The 21384-nt window shown below is 70.2% G+C and carries 15 protein-coding genes; 7 read left to right on the plus strand and 8 right to left on the minus strand.

Going from position 1 to position 21384, the window contains the following annotated elements:
• Positions 1–263 precede the first annotated feature (263 nt).
• The 4 genes from DFR72_RS21500 to mraZ all read right to left on the minus strand — a co-directional run bounded on the left by DFR72_RS21500 (position 264) and on the right by mraZ (position 4271).
• Complete coding sequence (locus DFR72_RS21500) at positions 264–2165, minus strand: peptidoglycan D,D-transpeptidase FtsI family protein (RefSeq protein ID WP_090073960.1); 1902 nt, start codon at positions 2163–2165, stop codon at positions 264–266.
• Complete coding sequence (gene ftsL / locus DFR72_RS21505; protein WP_090073958.1) at positions 2165–2722, minus strand: cell division protein FtsL; 558 nt, start codon at positions 2720–2722, stop codon at positions 2165–2167. The genes DFR72_RS21500 and ftsL overlap by 1 nt, the downstream gene beginning before the upstream one ends.
• Positions 2719–3672, minus strand: a complete 954-nt coding sequence (rsmH, locus tag DFR72_RS21510; RefSeq protein WP_090073955.1) for a 16S rRNA (cytosine(1402)-N(4))-methyltransferase RsmH — start codon at positions 3670–3672, stop codon at positions 2719–2721. Before rsmH ends, ftsL begins: the two co-directional genes overlap by 4 nt.
• A gap of 167 nt (positions 3673–3839) precedes the next feature.
• Positions 3840–4271, minus strand: coding sequence for a division/cell wall cluster transcriptional repressor MraZ (gene mraZ, locus DFR72_RS21515; RefSeq protein ID WP_030479478.1), 432 nt, complete (start codon positions 4269–4271; stop codon positions 3840–3842).
• 273 nt (positions 4272–4544) lie between these two features.
• On the opposite strand from mraZ, the gene DFR72_RS21520 reads away from it, so the two are divergent.
• The 3 genes from DFR72_RS21520 to DFR72_RS21530 are packed head-to-tail and all read left to right on the plus strand — an operon-like array spanning position 4545 to position 9471.
• A complete protein-coding gene (locus tag DFR72_RS21520) occupies positions 4545–5729 on the plus strand; it encodes an AAA family ATPase (protein ID WP_425459906.1) in 1185 nt (394 codons plus the stop codon).
• A gap of 2 nt (positions 5730–5731) precedes the next feature.
• Entirely contained in the window at positions 5732–6997 is a 1266-nt protein-coding gene (locus DFR72_RS21525; RefSeq protein ID WP_090073950.1) for a DUF58 domain-containing protein, read from the plus strand.
• Positions 6997–9471: a transglutaminase TgpA family protein gene (locus DFR72_RS21530; RefSeq protein ID WP_090074008.1), complete on the plus strand. Its 2475-nt coding sequence runs from the start codon at positions 6997–6999 to the stop codon at positions 9469–9471. Before DFR72_RS21525 ends, DFR72_RS21530 begins: the two co-directional genes overlap by 1 nt.
• A 67-nt stretch (positions 9472–9538) precedes the next feature.
• Here the strand turns inward: DFR72_RS21530 and DFR72_RS21535 are convergent, their stop codons facing one another.
• Positions 9539–9934, minus strand: a complete 396-nt coding sequence (locus DFR72_RS21535; protein ID WP_090073948.1) for a DUF3040 domain-containing protein — start codon at positions 9932–9934, stop codon at positions 9539–9541.
• 282 nt (positions 9935–10216) lie between these two features.
• Here DFR72_RS21535 and DFR72_RS45020 point away from each other — a divergent pair, with 282 nt between their 5' ends.
• Positions 10217–10723: a phosphoesterase gene (locus tag DFR72_RS45020; protein WP_147290336.1), complete on the plus strand. Its 507-nt coding sequence runs from the start codon at positions 10217–10219 to the stop codon at positions 10721–10723.
• Entirely contained in the window at positions 10723–12261 is a 1539-nt protein-coding gene (locus DFR72_RS21540) for an alkaline phosphatase D family protein (protein WP_245983268.1), read from the plus strand. Before DFR72_RS45020 ends, DFR72_RS21540 begins: the two co-directional genes overlap by 1 nt.
• Positions 12262–12508: 247 nt before the next feature.
• On the opposite strand, the gene DFR72_RS21545 is transcribed toward DFR72_RS21540, so the two are convergent.
• A complete protein-coding gene (locus DFR72_RS21545; protein WP_245983271.1) occupies positions 12509–15664 on the minus strand; it encodes a S8 family serine peptidase in 3156 nt (1051 codons plus the stop codon).
• Between the two features lie 268 nt (positions 15665–15932).
• Here DFR72_RS21545 and DFR72_RS21550 point away from each other — a divergent pair, with 268 nt between their 5' ends.
• Positions 15933–17438: a M48 family metalloprotease gene (locus tag DFR72_RS21550; RefSeq protein WP_090073946.1), complete on the plus strand. Its 1506-nt coding sequence runs from the start codon at positions 15933–15935 to the stop codon at positions 17436–17438.
• 18 nt (positions 17439–17456) lie between these two features.
• Positions 17457–18557, plus strand: coding sequence for a DUF4034 domain-containing protein (locus DFR72_RS21555; protein ID WP_245983274.1), 1101 nt, complete (start codon positions 17457–17459; stop codon positions 18555–18557).
• A gap of 805 nt (positions 18558–19362) precedes the next feature.
• Here DFR72_RS21555 and DFR72_RS21560 read toward each other — a convergent pair.
• On the minus strand, positions 19363–20022 hold the full coding sequence (locus tag DFR72_RS21560; protein WP_090073944.1) for a hypothetical protein: 660 nt from the start codon (positions 20020–20022) through the stop codon (positions 19363–19365).
• An 85-nt stretch (positions 20023–20107) separates the two neighbouring features.
• The gene (locus DFR72_RS21565; RefSeq protein ID WP_090073998.1) at positions 20108–21382 is read right to left on the minus strand and encodes a DNA polymerase IV; all 1275 of its coding nucleotides are present in this window, start codon (positions 21380–21382) and stop codon (positions 20108–20110) included.
• Between the last annotated feature and the right edge of the window lie 2 nt (positions 21383–21384).

A 21384-nucleotide genomic window follows, 5' to 3' on the forward strand; every position in this document is an offset into this window, starting at 1 on the left:
TCCATTCATTTTCACCTGCTTGACCTGCGGGAACCATGGCCACCGCCAGAACTCCCGCCAAGATCGAAATGCCGGTTGAACGCACGCAGAACCCCATCTCGCCTTGCACTCCGGTTTCGGAGCATTAGACGTGATGGATTGCGTCTCATTACGAAGAATTTTTCACAGTCAAAAAGAAATGTCCTGTCGTCACGCCTGGGCGTGGTTCAGGTCACTTGCACAACGGGCGCGCACGACCAACAATGCGCGCCCGCCGGGATGAGCTACAGCTGCAGCCGGACGTACGGCGTCTGCTCCGCCGACATCGGCACCTGGAACCGCTGGGTCAGGAAGGTCGCGATCTCGTGGAAGACGGGCGCGGCCGACTGGGCGTCCGACGGCGCGTCGAGCATGATGCCGACGACGTAGCGCGGGTTGTCCGCCGGGAGGATGCCGGCGAACGTGGTCCAGTACTGGGACTGGGAGTAGCACTTGCAGTTCTGGTCGATCTGCTGCGCCGTGCCGGTCTTGCCCGCGATCTGGTAGCCGGGCACGGCGGCCGGCTTGCCGGTGCCGTTCTGGTTCGCGTCCCGCGGATCGGACTGCGTGACCGAGCGGAACATGTCGCGGACGGTCTTCGCCGTCTCCGGCGACACCACGCGCACGCCGTCCGGGCGCTGCTTCTCCGAGCGCGCGCCCGCCTCGCCGATCTCGGCGCGGATCAGCCGCGGCGGGATGCGCAGCCCGTCGTTGGCGATGGCCTGGTACATGCCGGTCATCTGCAGCAACGTCATCGAGAGGCCCTGGCCGATCGGCAGGTTGCCGAAGGTCGAGCCCGACCACTGGTTCAGCGGCGGCACGACGCCCGCCTCCTCGGCGGGGACGCCCGACTGGGTGCGCTTGCCGAGGCCGAACTTCTGCAGCATCTCGGCGTAGCGCTCCTGGCCGACCTGCTGGGCCGCCTCCAGCGTGCCGACGTTGGAGGACTTCGCGAACACGCCGGTGAACGACATGGGCACGGTGCCGTGGTTCCAGGCGTCCTTGATGACCCGGTCGGCGACCTTGATCGAGCCCGGCACCTGCAGCACGTCGTCCGGCTTGAACAGGCCGTACTCGACGGCGGCCGCGGCCGTGACGATCTTGTTCACCGAGCCGGGCTCGAAGCTCGACGACACCGCGGTGTTGCGCTTCTGGTCCTCGCTCGCGTTGCCGAAGTCCGTCGGGTCATAGGTCTTGTCGTTGGCCATCGCGACGATCTCGCCGGTGCGGCTGTCCAGCACGACGGCCGAGGCGTTCTTCGCCTTCGTCTTCGCGGCGTAGTCGCTGACGATCTTCTGGACCGCGTACTGCGTGTCGATGTCGATCGTCAGCTCGAGGCTCTTGCCGGGCTGCGGCTTCACGAGCTCGCGTTCGGTGTTCGGGATGACGAGGGTGTCGTCACCCGACATCGTGTCGACCACGCGGCGGCCGGTGCGGCCCGCCAGCACGTTGTCCTGGGCGTTCTCCAGGCCGAGGATGCCCTGGACGGTCGGGGGCTTCTCCTCCTGGCGCCAGTTCGCCGCGCCGATGATGTTCGACGCCAGGTCTCCGTTGGGGTAGATGCGCTTGGAGCGGTACTCCGAGCCGATCTCCGCCGGGTACTTGGTGACGATCTTCGCGGCCTTGGCCGGCTCGGCCTCGCTGACCAGGACCTCGTAGGAGATGTCCTTCACCAGCTGCTGGTAGACGGTCTCCTCGTCGGTCTTCTCCCCGTTGACCTGCGGTCCCAGCGTCGACGAGATGAACTTCGCCATCTCGCGTGCGCGGTCCTCGTAGGTGCCGGGGTACTTCTTCGCGTCCTTCGCGTGGGCGTCGTCCCAGTTCTTCCGGGCACGCTGCGGAAGGATGTAGAGCGCGCGCACCTCGATCGAGAACGCGAGCTGGTTGCCGTTGCGGTCGAGGATCGACCCGCGTTCGGCGGGGATGTCGATGGGCGTGGTGCGCTGCTTCTGCGCCTGCAGCGAGAGCTCCTGCGCCTGCAGACCCTGCACCTGAACGAGCTTCACGCCCGCGACCACCAGGGCGCCGATCAGCAGGACGCGGCCGACCCCGATGCGCAACCTGCTGTTGCCACCCAGACGTGCGGCCGGCCGGGAACCGCGAACCGACAGCGGGCGGCGTGGCCCCCTCTGCTGCGGACCGGGCATCAGCCACCCGCCGGAGGCGTCGTACCGGCGGGAGGCGGTGCGGGCGACTGGGGTGACGGCGGGGGCGCGGGCGTCGACTTGGTCGGTGCGCTCGGCTTGCCGAACTCCTCGATCGACCCGTCCGGGTTCTGCCGCAGCCGCGCCGGGTTCGACGGCTGGACCAGGCCCATCTCGTTCGCCCGGCGCGCCAGGTCGGTCGGCGACTCGAGCAGCGCGACCTCTCGTCGCAGCTGTTCCATCTGCAACGTGAGGCGTTCGGCCTCCGCCCGCGCCTCCTGCAACCGGTAGGTGTCGGCGGCGGCCTGGGTGGAGAAGTACATGATCCCGGCGACGCCCGCACCCAGCACGAGCATCACCAGCACGACGAACGGCGCCTTGGAGGCGGTCTTCTGCTGCGGGTTCGCGGAGCCGCCCCGCAGGTTCGAGGCGCGCTGGGCCCGCCGCGCGTAGGCGCGCTCGGCACCGGCGGTGCGCCGCCGGGCCTTGTCGTTCTGTGCGGCCTTGTCCTTCGAGGGGTCACGGGGCGACGGCCCACCGACCCGTGCGGGTGCCGTCACCTCGGTGCTCCGATCCGCTCGGCCGCGCGCAGGCGCACCGGCGCCGCACGCGGGTTGTCCTCGATCTCCTGCTCGTTCGCGAGCTCCGCGCCCCTGGTGAGCAGTTTGACCTCCGGCCCGTGGCCCGGCAGCTCGACCGGCAGACCCGGCGGCGTCTTGGACTTCGCCAGCTCCGCGAGCGCGTGCTTCACCATCCGGTCCTCTAGGGACTGGTACGACTCGACGACGATCCGGCCGCCGACGGCCAGCACGCCCAGGGCGGCCGGCAGCGCGAGCCGCAACGACTCCAGCTCGCCGTTGACCTCGATCCGCAACGCCTGGAACGTGCGCTTGGCCGGGTGCCCGCCGGTGCGCCGCGAAGCCGCGGGCACGACGGCGTAGAGCAGCTCGACGAGCCGCCCGCTGTTCGTGAACGGCTCCTTCTCGCGCTCCCGCAGCACCGCGGAGGCGATCTTGCCCGCGAACCGCTCCTCGCCGTAGGTGGAGAGGACCCGCGCCAGGTCGCCGTGCGAGTACGTGTTCAGCACGTCCGCCGCGGTCATGCCGGTGCCCTTGGACATCCGCATGTCGAGCGGCGCGTCCTTCGAGTACGCGAACCCGCGCTCCTCCTCGTCGAGCTGCAACGAGGACACGCCGAGGTCCATCAGCACACCGTCGACGTGCGAGTGGCCGAGGTCTTCCACGGCTTCGTCGATGTGGTCGTAGGTGACGTTGACGAGGTGCACGCGATCACCGTGGCGTGCGAGGCGCTTGCCCGCCATCTCGATGGCCTGCGGGTCGCGGTCGAGCCCGATGAGCGTGAGCTCGGGGTGGGCGCTCAACAGCGCGTCGGAGTGGCCGCCCATGCCGAGCGTCGTGTCGACGACGACGGCGGGCTTGCCGGAGAGCGCTGGAGCGAAGAGTTCCAGGACGCGGTCCAGCAGCACCGGAACGTGCCGCGGCTGATCCATCGTCCCTCTACTCCCCTGATGCGCGTTTCGGGTGACGTCAGGTCCCCGCCCGCCCGTCGAACCTGGCGCCGGGGAAGGTGCGCCAGGGCCGATGATCGAGCGGACCGAGGCCTCACGGCACCCGAATCGCGTGTGGAACATCCGGCCTGTTGCTCGGCTGACCGCCATCAGAAGACGCCCGGTATGACCTCCTCGCGAGCGGTGGCGTAGCCGTCCTCGTGCTCGTCGAGATAGGTCTGCCAGGCCGCCGCGTCCCAGATCTCCATCCTGGTGAACGCGCCGACGACCACGCACTCCTTGGTCAGCCCGGCATACCGCCGCAGTTCCGGTGCGATCAGGACGCGGCCCTGACCGTCCGGACGCTGCTCGTCCGTTCCTGCGAACAGATACCGCTGGTAGGCGCGTACGGCGTCGTTGGTGAACGGCGCCTCGGCGACCTTCTTCGCCATCTGCTCGAACTCCGCCCGGGGGAACACGTACAGGCAGTGGTCCTGGCCCTTGGTGACCATGAGACCTCCCGCCAGTTCGTCCCGGAACTTCGCAGGCAGTGTCAGCCGGCCTTTGTCGTCGAGGCGCGGGTAGTGAGTGCCCAGGAACACGGCAACCACCTCCCTTGCCGGACGACGCGACCGGCAGTGGAGCCCCCGTCTGCCCCACCGGCCGCCACAGTACCCCACTTTTCACCACAGTCAACGTTGAAACAGGTGTCCGCGCAGCATGTCGTGACCTGTTTGCCCAGGTAGACGCCGTGTGACAGCGTGGGGGGACGGTGGGGGAGCTGGTGCGTCACCACCTTCGCGGGTGAGAGTTCAGCCCCGAATAAGCACTCGAACGGCCTAGAAAATTCGCCGAAAACAGCGCGTGACGGCGAGATGGTGGGGGAAGGTGGAAACTGGTGGCGCGAACCCGATGTAGCCCGCAGGTGTAGGGCACTTAGCCGTGGTTTGACACACTGCGTGAAACGCTCACACGTCCGTGTTCCGGACACGGCTGCTGGAGGTTTAGTGACGCCGGGAAGCCCAAGCGCGAACAGTCATGCGCCGGTCGATCAGGTTTTGGGTGAGTTGCACGGCGCCGTCCAGCGGATCGCCGCGAACGTCGAGCGCGTGCTCGTCGGCAAACCCGACGTGGTCCGCCTCGCCCTCGTGACGCTGCTCGCCGAAGGGCACCTGCTGGTCGAGGACGTGCCGGGTGTCGGCAAGACCTCGCTGGCCAAAGCGCTCGCCCGCTCGATCGACTGCACGGTGAGCCGGGTCCAGTTCACGCCGGACCTGCTGCCGAGCGACATCACCGGCTCGTCCATCTACAACCGGCAGGAGAACGACTTCGAGTTCAGGCCGGGCCCGATCTTCGCGAACATCGTCGTCGGCGACGAGATCAACCGCGCCTCCCCCAAGACGCAGTCCGCGCTGCTGGAGTGCATGGAGGAGCACCAGGTCACGGTCGACGGGAACACGTACCCGCTCGGTTCGCCGTTCATGGTGATCGCCACGCAGAACCCGATCGAGATGGAGGGCACCTACGCCCTTCCGGAGGCGCAGCGCGACAGGTTCACCGCGCGCGTGTCGATCGGGTACCCGGACCCGCAGGCCGAGCTCGCCATGGTCGACGAGCACGCGGGCCACAACCCGCTCGACGACCTGCGGCCCGTTTCGGACGCCGCGCAGATCCTGCGGCTGGTCGAGGCCGTGCGCCGGGTGCACCTGTCCCCCGAGGTCCGCAGGTACGCCGTCGAGCTGGTCTCGGCGACGAGGCGCCTGCCGGAGCTGCGGCTCGGTGCCTCGCCACGGTCCACGCTGCACCTCGTCCGCGCCGCACGCGCGCAAGCCGCGCTGGCAGGCCGTGACTTCGTGGTGCCGGACGACATCCACGCGATCTCGATCCCGGTGCTGGCCCACCGGCTGGTGATGACCGCCGAGGCGCAGGCCGCTCGCCGGTCCCCCGCAGACCTGATCAGGGCGCTGCTCCAGCGGGTGCCGGTGCCCACCGCGGCACTCGACCCGAGCGCGGCGTTCGTCCGCAGCATGAACAACAACAACGCAGGGACGCCACGCTAACGATGCGCACCGCACTCTCCGGTCTGACCACACGCGGAAGATGCTTGCTGGCCGCGGGGTTCGCCGCCGGAGTGTGCGCCGCTGTGCTGAACGAACGCGACCTGCTGCGGGTCGCCGCCTTCGTGATCGCGCTGCCCCTGCTGGCCGCGTGGCTCGCGACGAGGGCTCGGGTGGGGCTGCACGCCGCCCGGTACCTCGCCCCGAGCCGGGTGCCGGTGGGGGCGGCGGCCGAGGTGAAGCTCGACCTGCGCAGCACCGGCCGGCTGCCCACGGGCGGGCTGATGCTGGAGGACACCGTGCCGTACGCCCTGGGCGCGCGGCCGCGGTTCCTGGTGGAACGGCTGCCCCGCAACACGCCGACGTCGCTGCGCTACCCGCTCAAGCCGGTGATGCGCGGCATCCAGCAGGTCGGCCCGCTGATGGCGCGGATCACCGACCCGTTCGGCCTCGCCGAGTTCGACCGCGAGCTCGCGGGCCGTTCCCGGCTGGTCGTGGTGCCGCGGGTGGTGCGGCTGGCGGGTCTGCCCGGCGGTTCCGGCATGGGCGCGGGTGACGACGGCTCGGTGCGGCTGCGGGCCGGTCAGGGCGAGGACGACGCGGTCGTGCGACCGTACCGTCAGGGCGACGACCTGCGGAAAGTCCACTGGCGGTCCACGGCCCGGCGGGACGAGCTGATGGTGCGCGTCGAGGAACGCCCGTGGCGCGGTGGCACCACGGTGCTGCTCGACCACCGGGTGCACGCGCACCGCGGCAGCGGGCCGACGGCGTCGCTGGAGTGGGCCATCTCGTTCGCGGCGTCCATCTGCCTGCACCTGCACCACTTCGGCCACCAGGTGCGCCTGGTCTCCGAGGACGGGCGGGTGCTCGCGGGCGGGTCGTCCGACGGCGGGCACAGCGACCACGTGGTGCTGGACTCGCTCGCGGCACTGCAGGGCTCGCACCGCCGTGAGCTCAACGGCGGCGTGGACCCCGGCGCGGGCCAGGAGGTCATCGCGGTGCTCGGCGGTCTCTCGCCGTCGTCGGCGGAGGAACTGGTCCGGTACCGGCCGCGCGGCACCCGCAGCCTGGCCGTGTTGCTGGACGTGAACGCGTGGGCCGGCGGTATCGACAACTCCGCCCCGGAACCCGAGGACGCCCGGCGGTTGCTGGGCGGCGCGGGCTGGGGCGTGGCGATCGCGAAGCCGTCCGCGTCGATGCAGCAGGTGTGGCAGGAGCTGTGCGCCTCGGCCGGAACCCGCGGCCCGTCGTTTCGCTCGGAGGTGGGCTGATGGGATCCCGTTCCGCTCCTTCGAAGGGCGCTGAGCCCGAGTGGTTCACCTCGGCGACGCCGTGGATCGCCGCGCTGGCCGTGCTCTGCGCGTCCACCGCGCTGTCCGGCGTGATCGAGGGCGACCTGTGGCTGGTGCGCATCGGCGTGGTGATCGTCGCGATCACCGTGACCGGCGCGTTCCTGCGGGCGACCCGGCTGCCCCCGCCGCTGGTCGCGATCGCCCAGGTGGCCGTGCTGTTGTGCCTGCTCACGGCGTTGCACACGCGGTCGGGCATCTTCCTGTTCATCCCCGGCCCCGACGCGCTGGGCGAGCTCGGCGACGTGCTCGCGGAGTCCGTGGCGCAGGTGCAGACCGGGGTGCCTCCGGTGCACGCGTCACCGGCGATCCAGGCGCTCGTCGTGCTCGCGATCGGCCTGGTCGCGGTCCTGGTCGACACGCTGGCCGTGGCCGCGGCGGCTCCCGCGGCGTCCGGCCTGGTGCTGCTGTGCGTGTTCGCGGTGCCCGCGTCGCTGGCCGACGAGATGCTGCCGTTCTGGACGTTCATCCTGGGTGCGGCGGCGTTCGCGATGTTGCTCGCGGTCGACGGCCAGCACCGGCACGAGGCGTGGCGCGGCCGGCTCGGTTCCGGATCGGCCAGCGGGTCCGGTGGGTCCGCGACCTCGGTCGCGGCGATCGCGATGGTGATCGCGCTGGTCGTCGGTGCGGGCTTCACGCTCGTCGGCACGGTCGGCAGGCTGCCCGGCAGCGGCGGCGGTGGCGGCGGCAAGGGCGGCATCGGGCTGAGCGAGATGACGTCGTTGCGCGGCATGCTCAACCGCGGCCGCAGCGCCGAGGTGTTCTACGTGCGCGGCATGACCGATCCGACGTACATGCGGGCGTCGACGCTCGCCCAGTACGTGCCGAACAAGGGCTGGGAACGCGGCAGTCCTCCGGGCGGCCAGCCCGCGCGGGGGGAGCTCCCACCGCAGCCGGGCGACCGCGGCGAGGGCAAGACCACCCGGATCAACATCGAGCCGCGCGACTGGCGGAGCTTCTGGCTGCCGACCTACGGCGCCGTCCGCCGCATCGACACCCCGGACGACGACTACCAGTTCGACCCGAAGAAGGGCGTGATCTACACCCAGCGGGAGCGCGAGCCGGAGTCCTACGAGCTCGACACGGTGATGTCGACGCCGACGAAGCAGGCGCTGCGGCTGGCACCGACCCAGGCGAACGCGGTCGACCGGGAGTACTACAAGTTCGACGGGGTCGAGCAGCCGATCGTGGACCTCGCCAGGAAGGCGGTCGCGGGCGCCACCAACGACTTCGACAAGGCGGCCGCGCTCACGAGCTTCTTCAACGGCCCCACCAGCGGGTTCACCTACGACCTCAAGACCGGCGGCGACGTCACCACGGACGCGCTGACCGACTTCGTGGTGCGGGGCAAGGTCGGCTACTGCGAGCAGTTCGCGTCCGCGATGGCGATCATGGCCCGTGTGGTGGGCCTGCCGTCGCGGGTGGCGATCGGCTTCACCGCCGGTGTCATGTCCGCGGACAACTCCTACCGCGTGATCAGCACCGAGGACGCGCACGCGTGGGTCGAGATCTTCTTCCCGAACTACGGCTGGATGACGTTCGACCCGACCCCGGTCAACGACGGCCGCGGGATCGTGCCGCCGTACCTGCGCGAGACCGCGCCGGGTCAGGAGGAGGTGCCGACCGCGAACACGCAGACCGAGTCGACCTCGGCCTCCACGACCGGGTCGGCCCAGCCCTCCACCTCGGCCGACGGCACGGACGGCGACCAGGGCCTGCCGGCGGCGAGCTCCCAGGGGCCGCCGACGTGGCACCTGTGGGCTTTGGGCATCGTGCTGGTGCTCGCCGCGCTGCTGTCGCTCCTGCTGGTGCTGGCGTTGCTCGGCGTGCTCAGCGCAGGGCTGATGGGCGTGTCGTGGGCGCGCAAGCTGCTGATACCGGCCGCCGCCGGGCTGTGGCTGGTGGGCGTCGGGCTCGCGGCCGCGTTGCTGTCGTGGTGGCTCGCGGCGTTGCTGGTGGTCGCCGGGGTGGTGCTCACGCCGCTGCTGGTGCGTGCCGTGCGACGGCGCAACCACCTGCACGCGGTGACGGCGCTCGGTCCCAGCGCGGCCACGGCCGCCTGGAGTGAGCTCATGGCCGAGTCGATCGACCGGGGTGCGCCCGTGCCGGTCGCCGAGACGATCCGGATCGCCGCCCGCCGGTTGGCGCGCGAGCACAACCTGGACGACGCGGGCAAGGACGGCCTGCGGACGGTGATCGGGGCGATCGAGCGGTCCTGGTACAGCCCGAACCCGGCCGCCGACCCGTCGCTGCCCGGTGCGGTGGCCGCGGTGCGGCAGTCGTTGCGGCTGAACGCCCCGCTGTCGTTGAGGGCGAGGCTGTTCCCGAAGTCGGTGCTCAAGCCGACGCCCGCGCCGGTGGCCGACACGGCTGAACGCGAACCCGCCGGGGTGTAGTTCCGAGACGGACGAAGGGCCCGCTCCCCGTTGGAGGGCGGGCCCTTCGCTTCGAAGCTCTTGTTGCTTACTGCTCTTCGTCGAAGCGACGGCGGAAGCGCTCTTCCATCCGTTCGGAGAACGAGCTGCGGCTGCGCGCGGGCTTGCCGTCCTCCTGCGCTCCCTCGGCGACCTGGTCACCACGACGCAACGTCGTCAGGGTGATGAGCGCACCGAAGAACATGAGGAGGAAGCCGAAGACGCTCACCACGGGGATGCTGGCGATCGAGAGTTGCGGAAGCATCACTCCGGTGATGAGCGCGGCCACGCCGACCACGAACAACACGATGCCCTGCACGCGGCGTCGCTTGGACGGCCGCCGCAACTTGGCGCCCCGTACGGTAGATGCGAACTTCGGGTCCTCGGCGTAGAGCGCGCGCTCGATCTGGTCGAGCAGTCGCTGCTCGTGCTCGGAGAGTGGCATCGTTCCTCCTCCGGCACAGCGGTCGCGGGCGCCGGGTGTTTTCGGTTTCCGCCGAACCCGGCGGACGACCCACCCTGGGGACGTCACCTTCCAGGATACGATCCGCGCGCCCCGGCGACTAGCCAGTCGGCCTTCTCATACGGTCTGTTCTGTCACCATCATCCTCCTGGGGCAGTGGTGAGGCCTTCGTGAGGCTCGTTCCAGCCCCTTGTGGCCTTCTGTTCACACCTGGTTCGGCCGCGCGATCCGTCCGGGACAGCCCCGCTTGCTCGGATCAGCCGCATGACCGAACTCATCGTCAACGGCGCCGCCGAGCAGGGCCTGACCGGCTGGCTCGTCGTCGCGGGCGCCCCGGTCGTGCTGCGGTACGACACGGGCCAGGGGTATCCGGGGCCGGGTGATCCCGGTCCGGCGCGGCGCGGCTCGTCGTTCTTCGGCGGCGGGGACACACCACTGAGCACGCTGCGACAGAGCGTGACGTTGCCACGCCGGTCGTCTCAGTTCGAGGTGTCCGCGTGGCTCGGCGGCTACGCATCGCAGCAGGACGGCGCCCGCCTGTCGGTGGAGTTCCTCGACGCCGGCGGCACCCCGCGCGGTCTGGTGGTGCTCGGCCCGGTGACGGCGGAGGAACGCTCGAGCCGCACCGGCCTGTTCGAGCGGACGGCGCGGGGCACCGTGCCACCGGGCAGCCGCACCGCCGTCGTGACGCTGCAACTGACCCGTTCCGGTGGTGGCACGTCGAACGACGGCTACGCGGACAACATCTCGTTCACGGTCGGAGGCCGCTGATGCTGAACCGACGTGATCTCCTGCGCGCCGCGGCCGCCGCCGGCGCTCTCGGCACCGTGTGGCCGCTGTCAGCCGGCCTGTCCCCCGCCGAGGCGCACGCGGCCGCCCTCGACCTGGGCGCGTCGTGGGATGCCGCGCCGTTCACGCTGGGCGTCGGCTCCGGCGACCCGTTGCCGGACAGCGTGGTCCTGTGGACGCGCCTGGCTCCCGAGCCCCTGGCGTTCGAACAGCCGCTGCCCGAGATCGTCGAGGTCGAGTGGTCCGTCGCGTCCGACCGCACGATGCGCTCGCGGGTGGCAGGGGGAAGTGTCGCTGCTTCGAACCTGTTGGGGCACAGCGTCCACGTGCCCGTCCACGGTCTCCGGCCCGGCCGCACCTACTACTACCAGTTCTCCGCTTTGGGCAAGCGTTCCCGTGTCGGCCGCACGCGCACGGCCCCTGTCGGCCCCGTGTCCCGCGTCAGGTTCGCGACGGCGAACTGCCAGGCGTTCCACGACGGCTTCTACGCCGCACACCGCGGCATCGCCGCCGAGAACCTGGATTTCGTCGTGCACCTCGGCGACTACATCTACGAGCACGGCCAGGTCGGCGGCGCGCACGTGCGTGATCACGAGGGCCCGGCCGTGCTGTCCCTTGCGGACTACCGACGCCGCCACGCCTTGTACAAGGGCGATCCGTCGCTACGTGACGCCCACGCGGCCCACCCCTTCTACCTGACGTGGGACGACCACGAAGTGGTGAACGACTACAGCGGCACCGAGGGCTCAGCGCCGTTCGTGAAGCGCCGCGCCGCCGCCTACCAGGCCTGGTACGAGCACCTGCCGATCCGCTCTGGGAGCGCTCTCGAACCACAGGTCTACCGCCGTCGCCAGTGGGGCTCGTTGCTGGACCTGACGGTGCTGGACCTGCGGCAGTACCGGTCCGCCCAGAACCTCGCCGGCGGCACGATCCTGGGCGCAGAGCAGAAGAAGTGGCTGCTGGACGGCATTTCCGGCGCCCGCGAGACGTGGCAGGTGTGGATCAACTCGATCATGCTGTCGCAACTGGCCCGCCCCGGCGGCGGCTACTACTTCACCGACCAGTGGGACGGCTTCCTGGCAGAACGCCGCGAGGTGCTCGGCCACGTCGCCGCCGAGGGCATGAAGGACCTCGTCGTGCTCACCGGCGACTGGCACTCGGCGTTCGTGGACGACATCCGCCCGGACTTCGACGACGTCACCTCGCCGGTCATCGGCACGGAGTTCACCGCGCACTCCGTCACGTCCGGCGCGTACTCGCCGGAGTGGAACGCGGTGAACGGACCGGTCATGGGAGCGGCGAACCCGCACCTGAAGTACTTCGAGGGCAACAGGTACGGGTACGACGTGTACGAGGTGACGCCCCGGCGGTTCACCACGCACATGAAGGTGATCGGGGACCGGCGGGACGCCTCGTCGCCGGTGTCGACGCTGACCACGTTCCACGTCGAGCGGGGGAAGGCCGGGAGTTTCGAGGATCCGGCGACTGCGGGGTCGGCTGCGCAGTACCGGCGTCCCTGAACATGTCAGACCCGCTGAGTACGCTCGGATTCGGGGGCCCTGGCTCCTGTTGGGCTGAGGTGGATCCCCCGAATCCGATGCTAGTCAGCGGGTCTGACAGTTTCTGGCCGGTGAGTTCCGGCCGGGCAGCCAGGCCGTCACGTTCGACCGGCCGGGCTGTCAGCGCCAGCCCGTCGGCCCCACGTCCGTGCTGGCCGGACCTGGCAGTCAGTTCTGACCGTCAGGTCCGCCCTTCAGGTCACGCCGGTCAGCTTGCGATCTTGTAGGCGCTGATGATCGTGACCTCGCCGGTGTTGCCCGCCGCGTCCGTCGTCTTGGCGCGCAGCGAAACGGACTTCGCTCCCTTCGGATGGTGCAGGACCACCCTGTCGCCGGCGACCTGTGCCTGTTTCCAGGTCGCGCCGTCGTCGTAGGACACCTCGACGGTGACGCGCTTGACCTTCGGCGTGTTCTGGGCCTGCTCCACCTTCAGGGGGACCAGTTGCACCCTGCCGTGCGCGGTGTCCTGATCGTCGAGCTTCGGCAGGAAGCGGACCACCGTGAGCGGGAGGTGCGTGATGTCGTCGGTGTGCTTGGCCTTGAAGGTCCAGGCGCCGCTCACCTTCTTCGAGAGTTCCGCGTCGCGGCTGTGTTCCACCTCGGCCCGGTAGGTGCCTTCGGCGGCCGGGACGTCGAAGACCGCGGTGGGACGGTTCGACTCTCCGAGCCTGGTTCCGTTGTGGAACAACGAGGTCTTCGCCGTTCCGGCGTTGACCCTGCCTTCGCCGCCGTTGCTGTCGGTGAAGAGCGGCACCCTCACGGCGATCTGGTCTTCCAGCCTCGCGAGGCCGAAGCCGGGTGCCGACGGGACGGACGGGCCGAGGACCGCGGCGCCGAACGTCTGCGTGTACTTCTTGCCGCCCTTGAAGGAACGTTCGGGCGTCTGGGTCGTGTACTCGTAGTTGTTGTCCGGGCCGACTCGGTCGTAGACCCAGCTCCACTTGCCGGTGGCGGTCGAGACGTGGTCGACCGCGCGGCCGCCTTCCGGCACCTGCGTGAACCAGCCGAAGCCGCCGCTGCCGTCCACCGGGTTCGGCAGCACGGCGATGCCGTGCTGCCGGCCCGCGCCGGCGTTGCGGAAGCTCGACGTCACCTCGGCGAGCTCGTTCGCCTTTGCGGTGCGCTCGTAGCCGGTCGGCATTCCCTTCTCGGTGTACATCAGGCGGTAGCTGACCGGGGTCTTCTCGTCGCGTGCCGTGCCCTGGAACTGCTCGGCGATCGTCGTGGAGAAACCTGGCACGTCCGGTCCGATCTGAGCCGTGGACACCTGGCCCGCCAAGCCGCCGAAGAACGCCCAGCCGTGACCGTCCGTCCTCCCCGCGATCGGGATGGAGTAGCCGACCGTGCCGATCATGCTCTTGGCCGCGGCGTCCGGGGTCTCGAGCGCGACCGGTTTGGCGTTGCGCGCGTCGATCGTGATCGAACCCTTGCCGGTCACCTGGAACTTCGGCTGCACCTGGAACGCGACCTTGAAGTCCGGGGTGATGATGCCGCTGTCCACGAGGTACTCGCCCTTGGGCAGGCGGGCGTTCTTCGTCAGCCCCGGATAGGACTTGCCGGTCTTGGTGTTGACGAAGTACGTGCTGTGAGAGCCGGCCGGGTTGCCGTCGGCGCCGAGCACCGACACGGCGGTGTCGTAGCTTTCGACCTCTCGGTTGACGCTGACGAGCGTGCGCAGGCCGTTCGACGCGACGATCGCGCCGCTGTAGGCGCCGTCCGGCGCGTTCACCCTGGTGTCAGCGGTGATCGTGGCCTTCGCCTCGCCACCGGCGGGAACGGTGACCTTCGCCGGGGACACGGTGAACAGACCGGCGGGCGAGGGCTTGCCGTCCGGTCCCTTGACGTCCGCGCTCAGGTCGAGCGTGACGGGTTCCTCGCCGGGGTTGCGGTAGGTGACCTCGCGAACGATCTTCTGGTCGTCCTCGTGCGGCCACTGCCGCAGCCCGAAGTTGATGTTCGCCGGGTCCGCGACCACCTGCTGCGCCAGCATCTTCGGCACGTCGACGCGGCCCGCGCCCTGGTCGAACGCCGTCAGCGACGGATTCGTCTTGGCCGACGCCATGACGGTCGCCTTGAGCCGTGTGCCGGTCCACTCCGGGTGCTGCTGCTTGAGCAACGCGACAACGCCCGCGACGTGCGGCGTCGCCATCGAGGTGCCGTCCATCGCGACGTGGCCCTGCGTGCCGGCCTCGGCCGCCACGATGCCGACGCCGGGCGCGGTCACGTCCGGCTTCACCGCTCCGTCCGCGGCCGGGCCACGGCTGGAGAACGGCGCGATGCCGTCGTTGCGGTCCACCGCCCCGACGGTCAGCGCGGACTCGGCGCTACCCGGCGAACCGATCGTCTCCGGCCGCCCCGAGTTGCCCGCCGCGATCACGAACAGCGCGCCGGTCTCCTGGGAGATCCGGTTGACGGCCTCCTCGAGCGGGTCGATCTCCGGCGTGTCACCGCCGCCCAGGCTCATGTTGATGACGCTCGCGCCCTGCTCGGCCGCCCACCGCATGCCGCCGAGGATCGCCGACTCGCTGCAGCCGCCCGGCTGGCAGACCTTGCCGTCGAGGATCTCGGCGTCCGGCGCGACACCGCGGTACTGCTCGCCCTTGCCGGCGATGGTGGATGCGACGTGCGTGCCGTGACCGACCTCGTCGGTGTTGTCCGGCGAGTCGGTGAAGTTCTTCTCGGCGACCTGCCTGCCCTGCAGATCCGGGTGCTTCTCGTCGACGCCCGTGTCGAGCACCGCGACCTTCACGCCCTTGCCCGTGACGCCTGCCTGCCACGCCTGCGGCGCGCCGATCTGCTTGGTGCTGCGGTCGAGCGACACCTTGCGGATGCCGTCGAGCCACACCTTCTGAACCGCACCACCGCGCAGCGACTCCCAGGCGGTGCCCGACTTCTCGACGGTGCCGGTCACCAGGCCGTCGACCGAGCCCTTCGCCGCCAACGCCGTGATGCCCGATCGTGCGCCCGCCGCCGGCCGCACGATCACAGGAACGGTGCTGCGCCGCGAATCGTCGTAGCCGAACTCGGCCAACGACGTCACGTCGAACAACCGCGGGTCGAGCTTTCCGTTGTCCACCAACGCGATCGCATCCGCGGGCACCACGTGCTGGTGCCCGTCCCGCGTGAAGGTGCGCACGGGCAGCCTGCCCCGCCCCGGTCCCGGCACGACCCGCACGACGCGGTTTCCGGCCAGTTCCACCCGGTCACCGGTGATCAGCGTGACGCTCCGGTCCCCCTGCCCCGATGCCTGCTCCTCCGCATGCGCGACAGCCGCCGTCACCGTGATCGTTCCCGCGGTGACGAGACCTGCCGACAGCGCGAGAGCGGTGATCCCCCTGCGGGCACCTCGCTGTCCTGCTCTCACTGGTTTACCTCCAGTGCTCGATGAGGTGTTGCGTCAGTGACCGTAGGGACACCGAGCGTCACCTCACCTCCGCCTGAAGGCTGGAGCTGCGCGGGCGGATGTCATCCCGCGGAGGTACCTGAACTGGCTGATCGGCTGGTTGACACTCCAAGACAGGTTCGGACCGGCCGCCTTTCGGGATTGAGCTGGGACCGGGTTCTCGTGCACACTTCGTGCTGCCGTCATCTGGGGGCGGCGCTGGGGGCTTTGGGGGAAGGTCGCTCTACTCATGCGTGTTTCGTTGCGTGCTGCCATTTCGGTGGCGATGCTCGTCGGTTTCTACGTCCTCGCTTTCGGTCTGATCGGTGGCCTGCTCGCGCTGGAGACGTACGCCCTGATCGAACGTCCGTTCGTCGGCGTGAAGCTGGCGCTGTTCGTCGTACCGGCGGTGTACGCGCTGGTCAAGGGCCTGATCTCACTGGAACGCCGCCCGCGGGACGAGGTGCCGGGCACCCTCGTCACGCCCGAGCAGCAGCCCGCGCTCTGGGACCTCGTCCGCCGCCTGGCCGCCGACGTCGGCACCCGCCCGCCGGACGAGATCCGGATCGTCGCCGCGGTGAACGCCGCGGTCGCCGAGGACACCCGCTTCCTGGGACTGCGCGTTCTCAGGCGCAGGATGTTCATCGGTGCACCTCTGCTCACCTCCTTGACCGAGAAGCAACTCATCGCCGTGCTCGCCCACGAACTCGGGCACTACGCCAACAAGGACACGCGATTCGCCGGCGTCGTGGTCTCCGGCCGTGAGGCCATGCTGCGCGCCGGTTCCCACATGAACGCCGAGCACTGGTTCCAGCGCATGATCGCCAAGCTGTTCCGCGGCTACGCCAAGCTGTACCTCCGTGTCTCCCGGGCGATCAGCCGCCGGCAGGAGTTCGCCGCCGACCGCGTCGCCGCCACGCTGGCCGGCTCGTCCGCCGCCGCGTCCGCCTGGCGCGAACTGCCGGTGATCGACGCCGCGTGGGACCTCTTCACCAACCGCCACCTCACCGTCGCGTGGGAACTCGGCTACCTCCCCGCGACGTTCTTCGACGGCTTCGCCCGCCTGCGCACCTCCCCCGAGCTCCACGAGGAGCTGGAGGAGATCCGCCAGCACCCGCACGACCCGGACCGCGGCCCGTACGACTCCCACCCGCCGCTGAAGGACCGCATCGCCGCGATCGAGGCCATGGCCCTCGAACCCGGGTCGGGCTGGGGCGACCGCCCGGCTCTGGAACTGTTCACCGACCCGATGCCGCTGCTCGACGCCGCAGTGCTCAACACGCTCGTGTCCGACGCCGCCTCGAAGGAACGCGTCGACTGGGCCACGCTCGGCCACATCGGCGCCCGAGCCCGCGTCGTGCGCGGCACCGAACGGCTGCTGCAGGCGTCCGCGGCGGCGATGAACCAGCCGCCGTCACTGACCACCGTGCTCGACGCGCTGGACGCGGGACACCTCGCCGGCCTCGGCACTCACGTGCCCGGCAACAGGGACGCCGGTGCACGCGCCCGCCGCGAGATGGCCCGCGGCGAGGTGCTGCCCGAGCTGTCCGCGTTGGTGGCACTGGCGTTCTCCGACGCGGGCCTCGCCCGCTGGGAGCTGGACTGGCTGGGACGGACCACGTTCGTCACCTCCTCTCACGACTTCGACATGGCCGAACACCTGAACGCCGCGGTCGCCGACCACGGCAGCACCGAGGGCCTGCGCACCGCGCTCGCCACCGCCGGTGTGGCCCCCGACTACCGCCCCGCGCACTGAGCGTTCAGGAGAAACCCCGTGGTGCTCTCACTTCTGTTCAAGCCCAAGGAACTCATCACCGTCATCCGCCTGATGCGCGAGGCGAAGCGGCTGGGCGTGGAGATCGACGAACTCCCTTCCGACGTAGTGGCTTCGCACGTCCTGCCCAAAACCCACCCGGAGCGCTACGGCCTCGTCCCCGACGCGGAGGTGACCACCACCTCGCCGATCGAGGACCTGGCCCTCGCCGCCGTGAAGGACGACGTCCGAGCCGGCCACTGGGAGAACGCCGCCGACCTCGTCACGTCGACCTACGGTGACTGGGACCGCCGCCAGCGCGTCGTCTGGGCCCTGGCCGACCTCGCCGCCAAGAACGACACCTGGATGGGCGCCTGGCAGACCGCCCGCCCAGGCGACCCGCACTGGATCGTCGTGCACGCGATGTCGCTGGTCTCCCTCGCCTGGGACATCCGAGGCAGCGGCACCTCGTCCCAGACCACCCGCGAACAGTTCGAGGGCTTCCACCGCGTCCTGTTCGAGGCCCGCGAGGCAGCGGGCGTCGCCGCCGCCGTGCTGCCGGACGACCCGACGCCGTGGAACACGACGCTGACGCTCGCCCGCGGCCTGCAGGCGGAGCACGACGAGTTCCGCGCGATCTGGGCGGAACTGATGTCGCGCGATCCCCTGCACCACAACGGACACGCGCAGGCCCTGCAGTACTGGTGCCGCAAGTGGCACGGGTCGGACGAGCTGGCCCTGGCGTTCGCGGTCGAAGCCGCGGCCAAGTCGCCCAAGCTCCTGTCCCTGCCGCTGCAGGCTGCTTACGAGGCTGAGGGCACCTCCCCTGACGTGTGGAAGTCGCCTGCGGTTGTCGCGGCCCTCGACGCGCTGCTGGCTCGACTGGCGGACGAGGGGGCGGACACTTACGCGCTGCGGAACGACCGTGGGTATGCGATCTACGCCTTGCTTGAGTTGCAGCGGTTCGAGGAGGCCGTGGGGCAGTTCCGGGCTTTGGGGGCGCTGGCGGATGCGGGGCCTTGGGACTACTTCGCTGAGCCTCGGTTGAAGTTCTTGAGCCAGCGGGGGATCGCGGTCAAGGCTGCGGCCAAGGGCAAGGGGGTCAAGGCTCCGGTTCGGTAGTGGCTCCTCTCGGTGCGGTGGGCGGGTGCCGCGGCGGATGGGATTCGGGGGCCGCGGCCGGTGGAACGGGCCGGCTTCGCTCGGGGTAAGCGGGCTGAGGCCTGCGGAGGCTGGGATCTGGGTGCCGCGTTGAGTGGGCTTCGGGTGCCGCACGCGGTGGAACTGGCCAGCTCCGCTCGAGGTGGGCGGGCTGAGGCCTGCGGAGGCTGGGATCTGGGTGCCGCGTTGAGTGGGATTCGGGTGCCGCACGCGGTGGAACTGGCCAGCTTCGCTCTAGGTGGGCGGGCCGAGGACTGCGGCGGCTGGGATCTGAGTGCCGCATCGGGTGGGGTTCGGCGGCTGCGTCAGGCGAGATCGGCTTGCCTCCATTCGGGGCGGCGGAGTGGGCTCGTGGTGGAAGAGGCGCGGGTTAGCGGGGCGGGGCCGCTGGGCAAGAGTCGCTGGCACCGCTGCACATCTCGTGCACGGCGCCGCTGCTGAGCCAGGTCACCGACTCAGCAGCGAGCCTGGTGCGCGGCGGCGTTGCCGGACTGGTGTGTCCGGCGCCGCCGGACGGACTCGTGCTGCCGGGCAGCACCCGGGGTTGCGGGTTGGCCGGGATGCCTTGTGGGCGAGGCCGCTGGGCAGGAGTCGCTGGCACCGCTGCACATCTCGTGCACGGCACCGCTGCTGAGCCAGGTCATCGGCTCAGCGGCGAAGCTGGTGCACGGCGGCGATGCCCGACCGGTGTGTGCGGACGCCGGGGACGGTCCCGCTGCTGAACAGCGCGGGGTTGGGGTTGGCCCGGGAGCCTTGTGGGCTGGGGTCAGCCGACTGGTTGTGGGGTTCGGGCTTGTGGGACGGACGGGGGGCGGTGGTCCATCACGGCCAGTTCCAGCTGGCGGGCCGGGGAGTCGCCCAGGAGTTTGCGGGCCAGGGTGGTGCCCTTGCGCGGGGCCATGGCCAGCTCCGCCCTGAGGGCTTGGACGCCCACGTAGTGCGACACCTCGTCGAGGATGGCCTTGGTGTCCGGGATCGAGCGGGTTCGGCGGATGGCGTCCACCGCCGCTCGTTCCAAGGGGGCCACGTGGAAGCCTCGGCGCAGGGCTGGTTTCGGTAGGCGGTCTGTTCGTTCCAGGCGCAGGGTGCCGTGGCCCCAGGCGCCGGAGTTGCGTGGGGCCAGGACGTGGATGGCGTCCGCTGTCGGCAGGACGGACCTCATGCCGTGCAGGTAGAGGGCGTCGAACGCGGTGAGCATCGCGCCCTCTCCTGCGTAGAGCAGGGCGGCCTGCACCAGTTGCTCCCGGGACGGGCCTGCTCTGGACAGCAGGAAGATGCTCGGGAACAGGCGTTGCCAGGGGCCGCCCGGGCGGGACCGCTGGTCGATCAGGGACGAGGACAGTCCTATGTGGATCAGGGCTGCCACTGGGGCCACTCGGTGGACGAAGAGGGTGCCCAGTGCTTCCAGGTCGATGGGGTGGCGCATGGGTCAATGGTGGGGCTGGGGATGGTGGGGGGTTCGGGGGGTGAGCGGATCTGTGGACAAGTCAGGGGCTGTGGACAAGTCGCGATCACTCGGGCTTCGGTTCGAAGTCCGCTGTCCTTTCTGGACTGTCGCGGAGCAGGGAGGCCGGGCGGACGGCCAGCGAGCCGAAGCGGGAACGGGCCTGGTCGGCGGCTTGCTCGGCTTCGCGCCAGCCTCGTTCCGGGGCGTCGAAGATCAGTTGCTGGGCGGAGTCGGCGTTGTCAAGGCCCTCTATTCGGACGCCGATCAGGCGGACGTCGCCGGGCGGCACCTGGGTGTCCAGGAGCTCGGCGGCCACCCGGTAGACCTCCTGGGTCACGTCGGTCGACACCGGCAGGGTGCGGGAGCGGGTGATCGTCGTGAAGTCGGAGAAGCGGACTTTGATCGACACCGTCCGGCCGTGCAGTCCCTTGGCACGCAACGAACCCGCTGAACGCTCCGACAGGCGCAGCAGTTCGCGGCGCAGCAGCGTGCGGTCGGCGACGTCGACCTCGAAGGTCTCCTCGGCGCCGATCGACTTCTCCCGCGACTCCGGCACCACCGCGCGGTCGTCCACCCCGGAGGCCAGCGCGTACAGGTGCTCCGCCAGGGCCACGCCGATCTTGCGGCGCAGGCGCGGCAGAGGCATGGCGGCCACGTCGGCGACGGTCTCCAGGCCCAGCCCTTCGAGCCTCGCAGCGGTTTTCGCGCCCACGCCCCACAAGGCCGAGACCGGCAGCGGGTGCAGGAACTCGAGAGAAGCAGCGGCGGGAACGACCATCATGCCGTCGGGCTTGCACATGCCCGAGGCGAGCTTCGCGAGGAACTTCGTCGACGACACCCCGACCGAACAGGACACGCCCTGGTCGGCCAGCACGCGGGCCCTGATCAGCTCCCCGATGCCACCGGGCGTCAGGCCGAGCCGGCGGAGCGCGCCACCGACGTCGAGGAAGGCCTCGTCCAGCGAGAGGGGCTCCACCAGCGGGGTGATGTCGCGGAAGATCGCCATGACCCCGCGCGAGACCTCCTGGTAGAGGTCGAACTGCGGCGGCAGGTACACGGCATGAGGCGCCAGACGGCGGGCATGCGCGGTGGGCATCGCGGAACGCACGCCGTACTCACGCGCGAGGTAGTTCGCGGAACTCACGACGCCCCGCCCACCGACGCCGCCGACTACGACGGGCACGGACTCAAGCTCAGGGCGTTCGCGGATCTCCACCGACGCGTAGAAGGCGTCCATGTCGACGTGCAGCATCCGGCAGCCCGTGTCGTCAGGCCAGACGCCATCACGCGCACGGAACCGGTCGACCAGGCCGCGTGGCAGGTTCGCACTGCGACCCATGA

It is taken from the genome of Lentzea flaviverrucosa (genome assembly GCF_003350445.1).
Lineage (GTDB): Bacteria > Actinomycetota > Actinomycetes > Mycobacteriales > Pseudonocardiaceae > Lentzea > Lentzea californiensis.

Bases quoted from the DNA above. Each gene is read 5' to 3' on its own strand.
- DFR72_RS21550 (WP_090073946.1), top strand. From the start codon at position 15,933: ATGCGTGTTTCGTTGCGTGCTGCCATTTCGGTGGCGATGCTCGTCGGT.
- DFR72_RS21525 (WP_090073950.1), top strand. From the start codon at position 5,732: ATGCGCACCGCACTCTCCGGTCTGACCACACGCGGAAGATGCTTGCTG.
- DFR72_RS21535 (WP_090073948.1), bottom strand. From the start codon at position 9,934: ATGCCACTCTCCGAGCACGAGCAGCGACTGCTCGACCAGATCGAGCGC.
- DFR72_RS21540 (WP_245983268.1), top strand. From the start codon at position 10,723: ATGCTGAACCGACGTGATCTCCTGCGCGCCGCGGCCGCCGCCGGCGCT.
- DFR72_RS21530 (WP_090074008.1), top strand. From the start codon at position 6,997: ATGGGATCCCGTTCCGCTCCTTCGAAGGGCGCTGAGCCCGAGTGGTTC.
- DFR72_RS21520 (WP_425459906.1), top strand. From the start codon at position 4,545: ATGGTGGGGGAAGGTGGAAACTGGTGGCGCGAACCCGATGTAGCCCGC.
- DFR72_RS21560 (WP_090073944.1), bottom strand. From the start codon at position 20,022: ATGCGCCACCCCATCGACCTGGAAGCACTGGGCACCCTCTTCGTCCAC.
- rsmH (WP_090073955.1), bottom strand. From the start codon at position 3,672: ATGGATCAGCCGCGGCACGTTCCGGTGCTGCTGGACCGCGTCCTGGAA.
- DFR72_RS45020 (WP_147290336.1), top strand. From the start codon at position 10,217: ATGACCGAACTCATCGTCAACGGCGCCGCCGAGCAGGGCCTGACCGGC.
- DFR72_RS21500 (WP_090073960.1), bottom strand. From the start codon at position 2,165: ATGCCCGGTCCGCAGCAGAGGGGGCCACGCCGCCCGCTGTCGGTTCGC.
- DFR72_RS21565 (WP_090073998.1), bottom strand. From the start codon at position 21,382: ATGGGTCGCAGTGCGAACCTGCCACGCGGCCTGGTCGACCGGTTCCGT.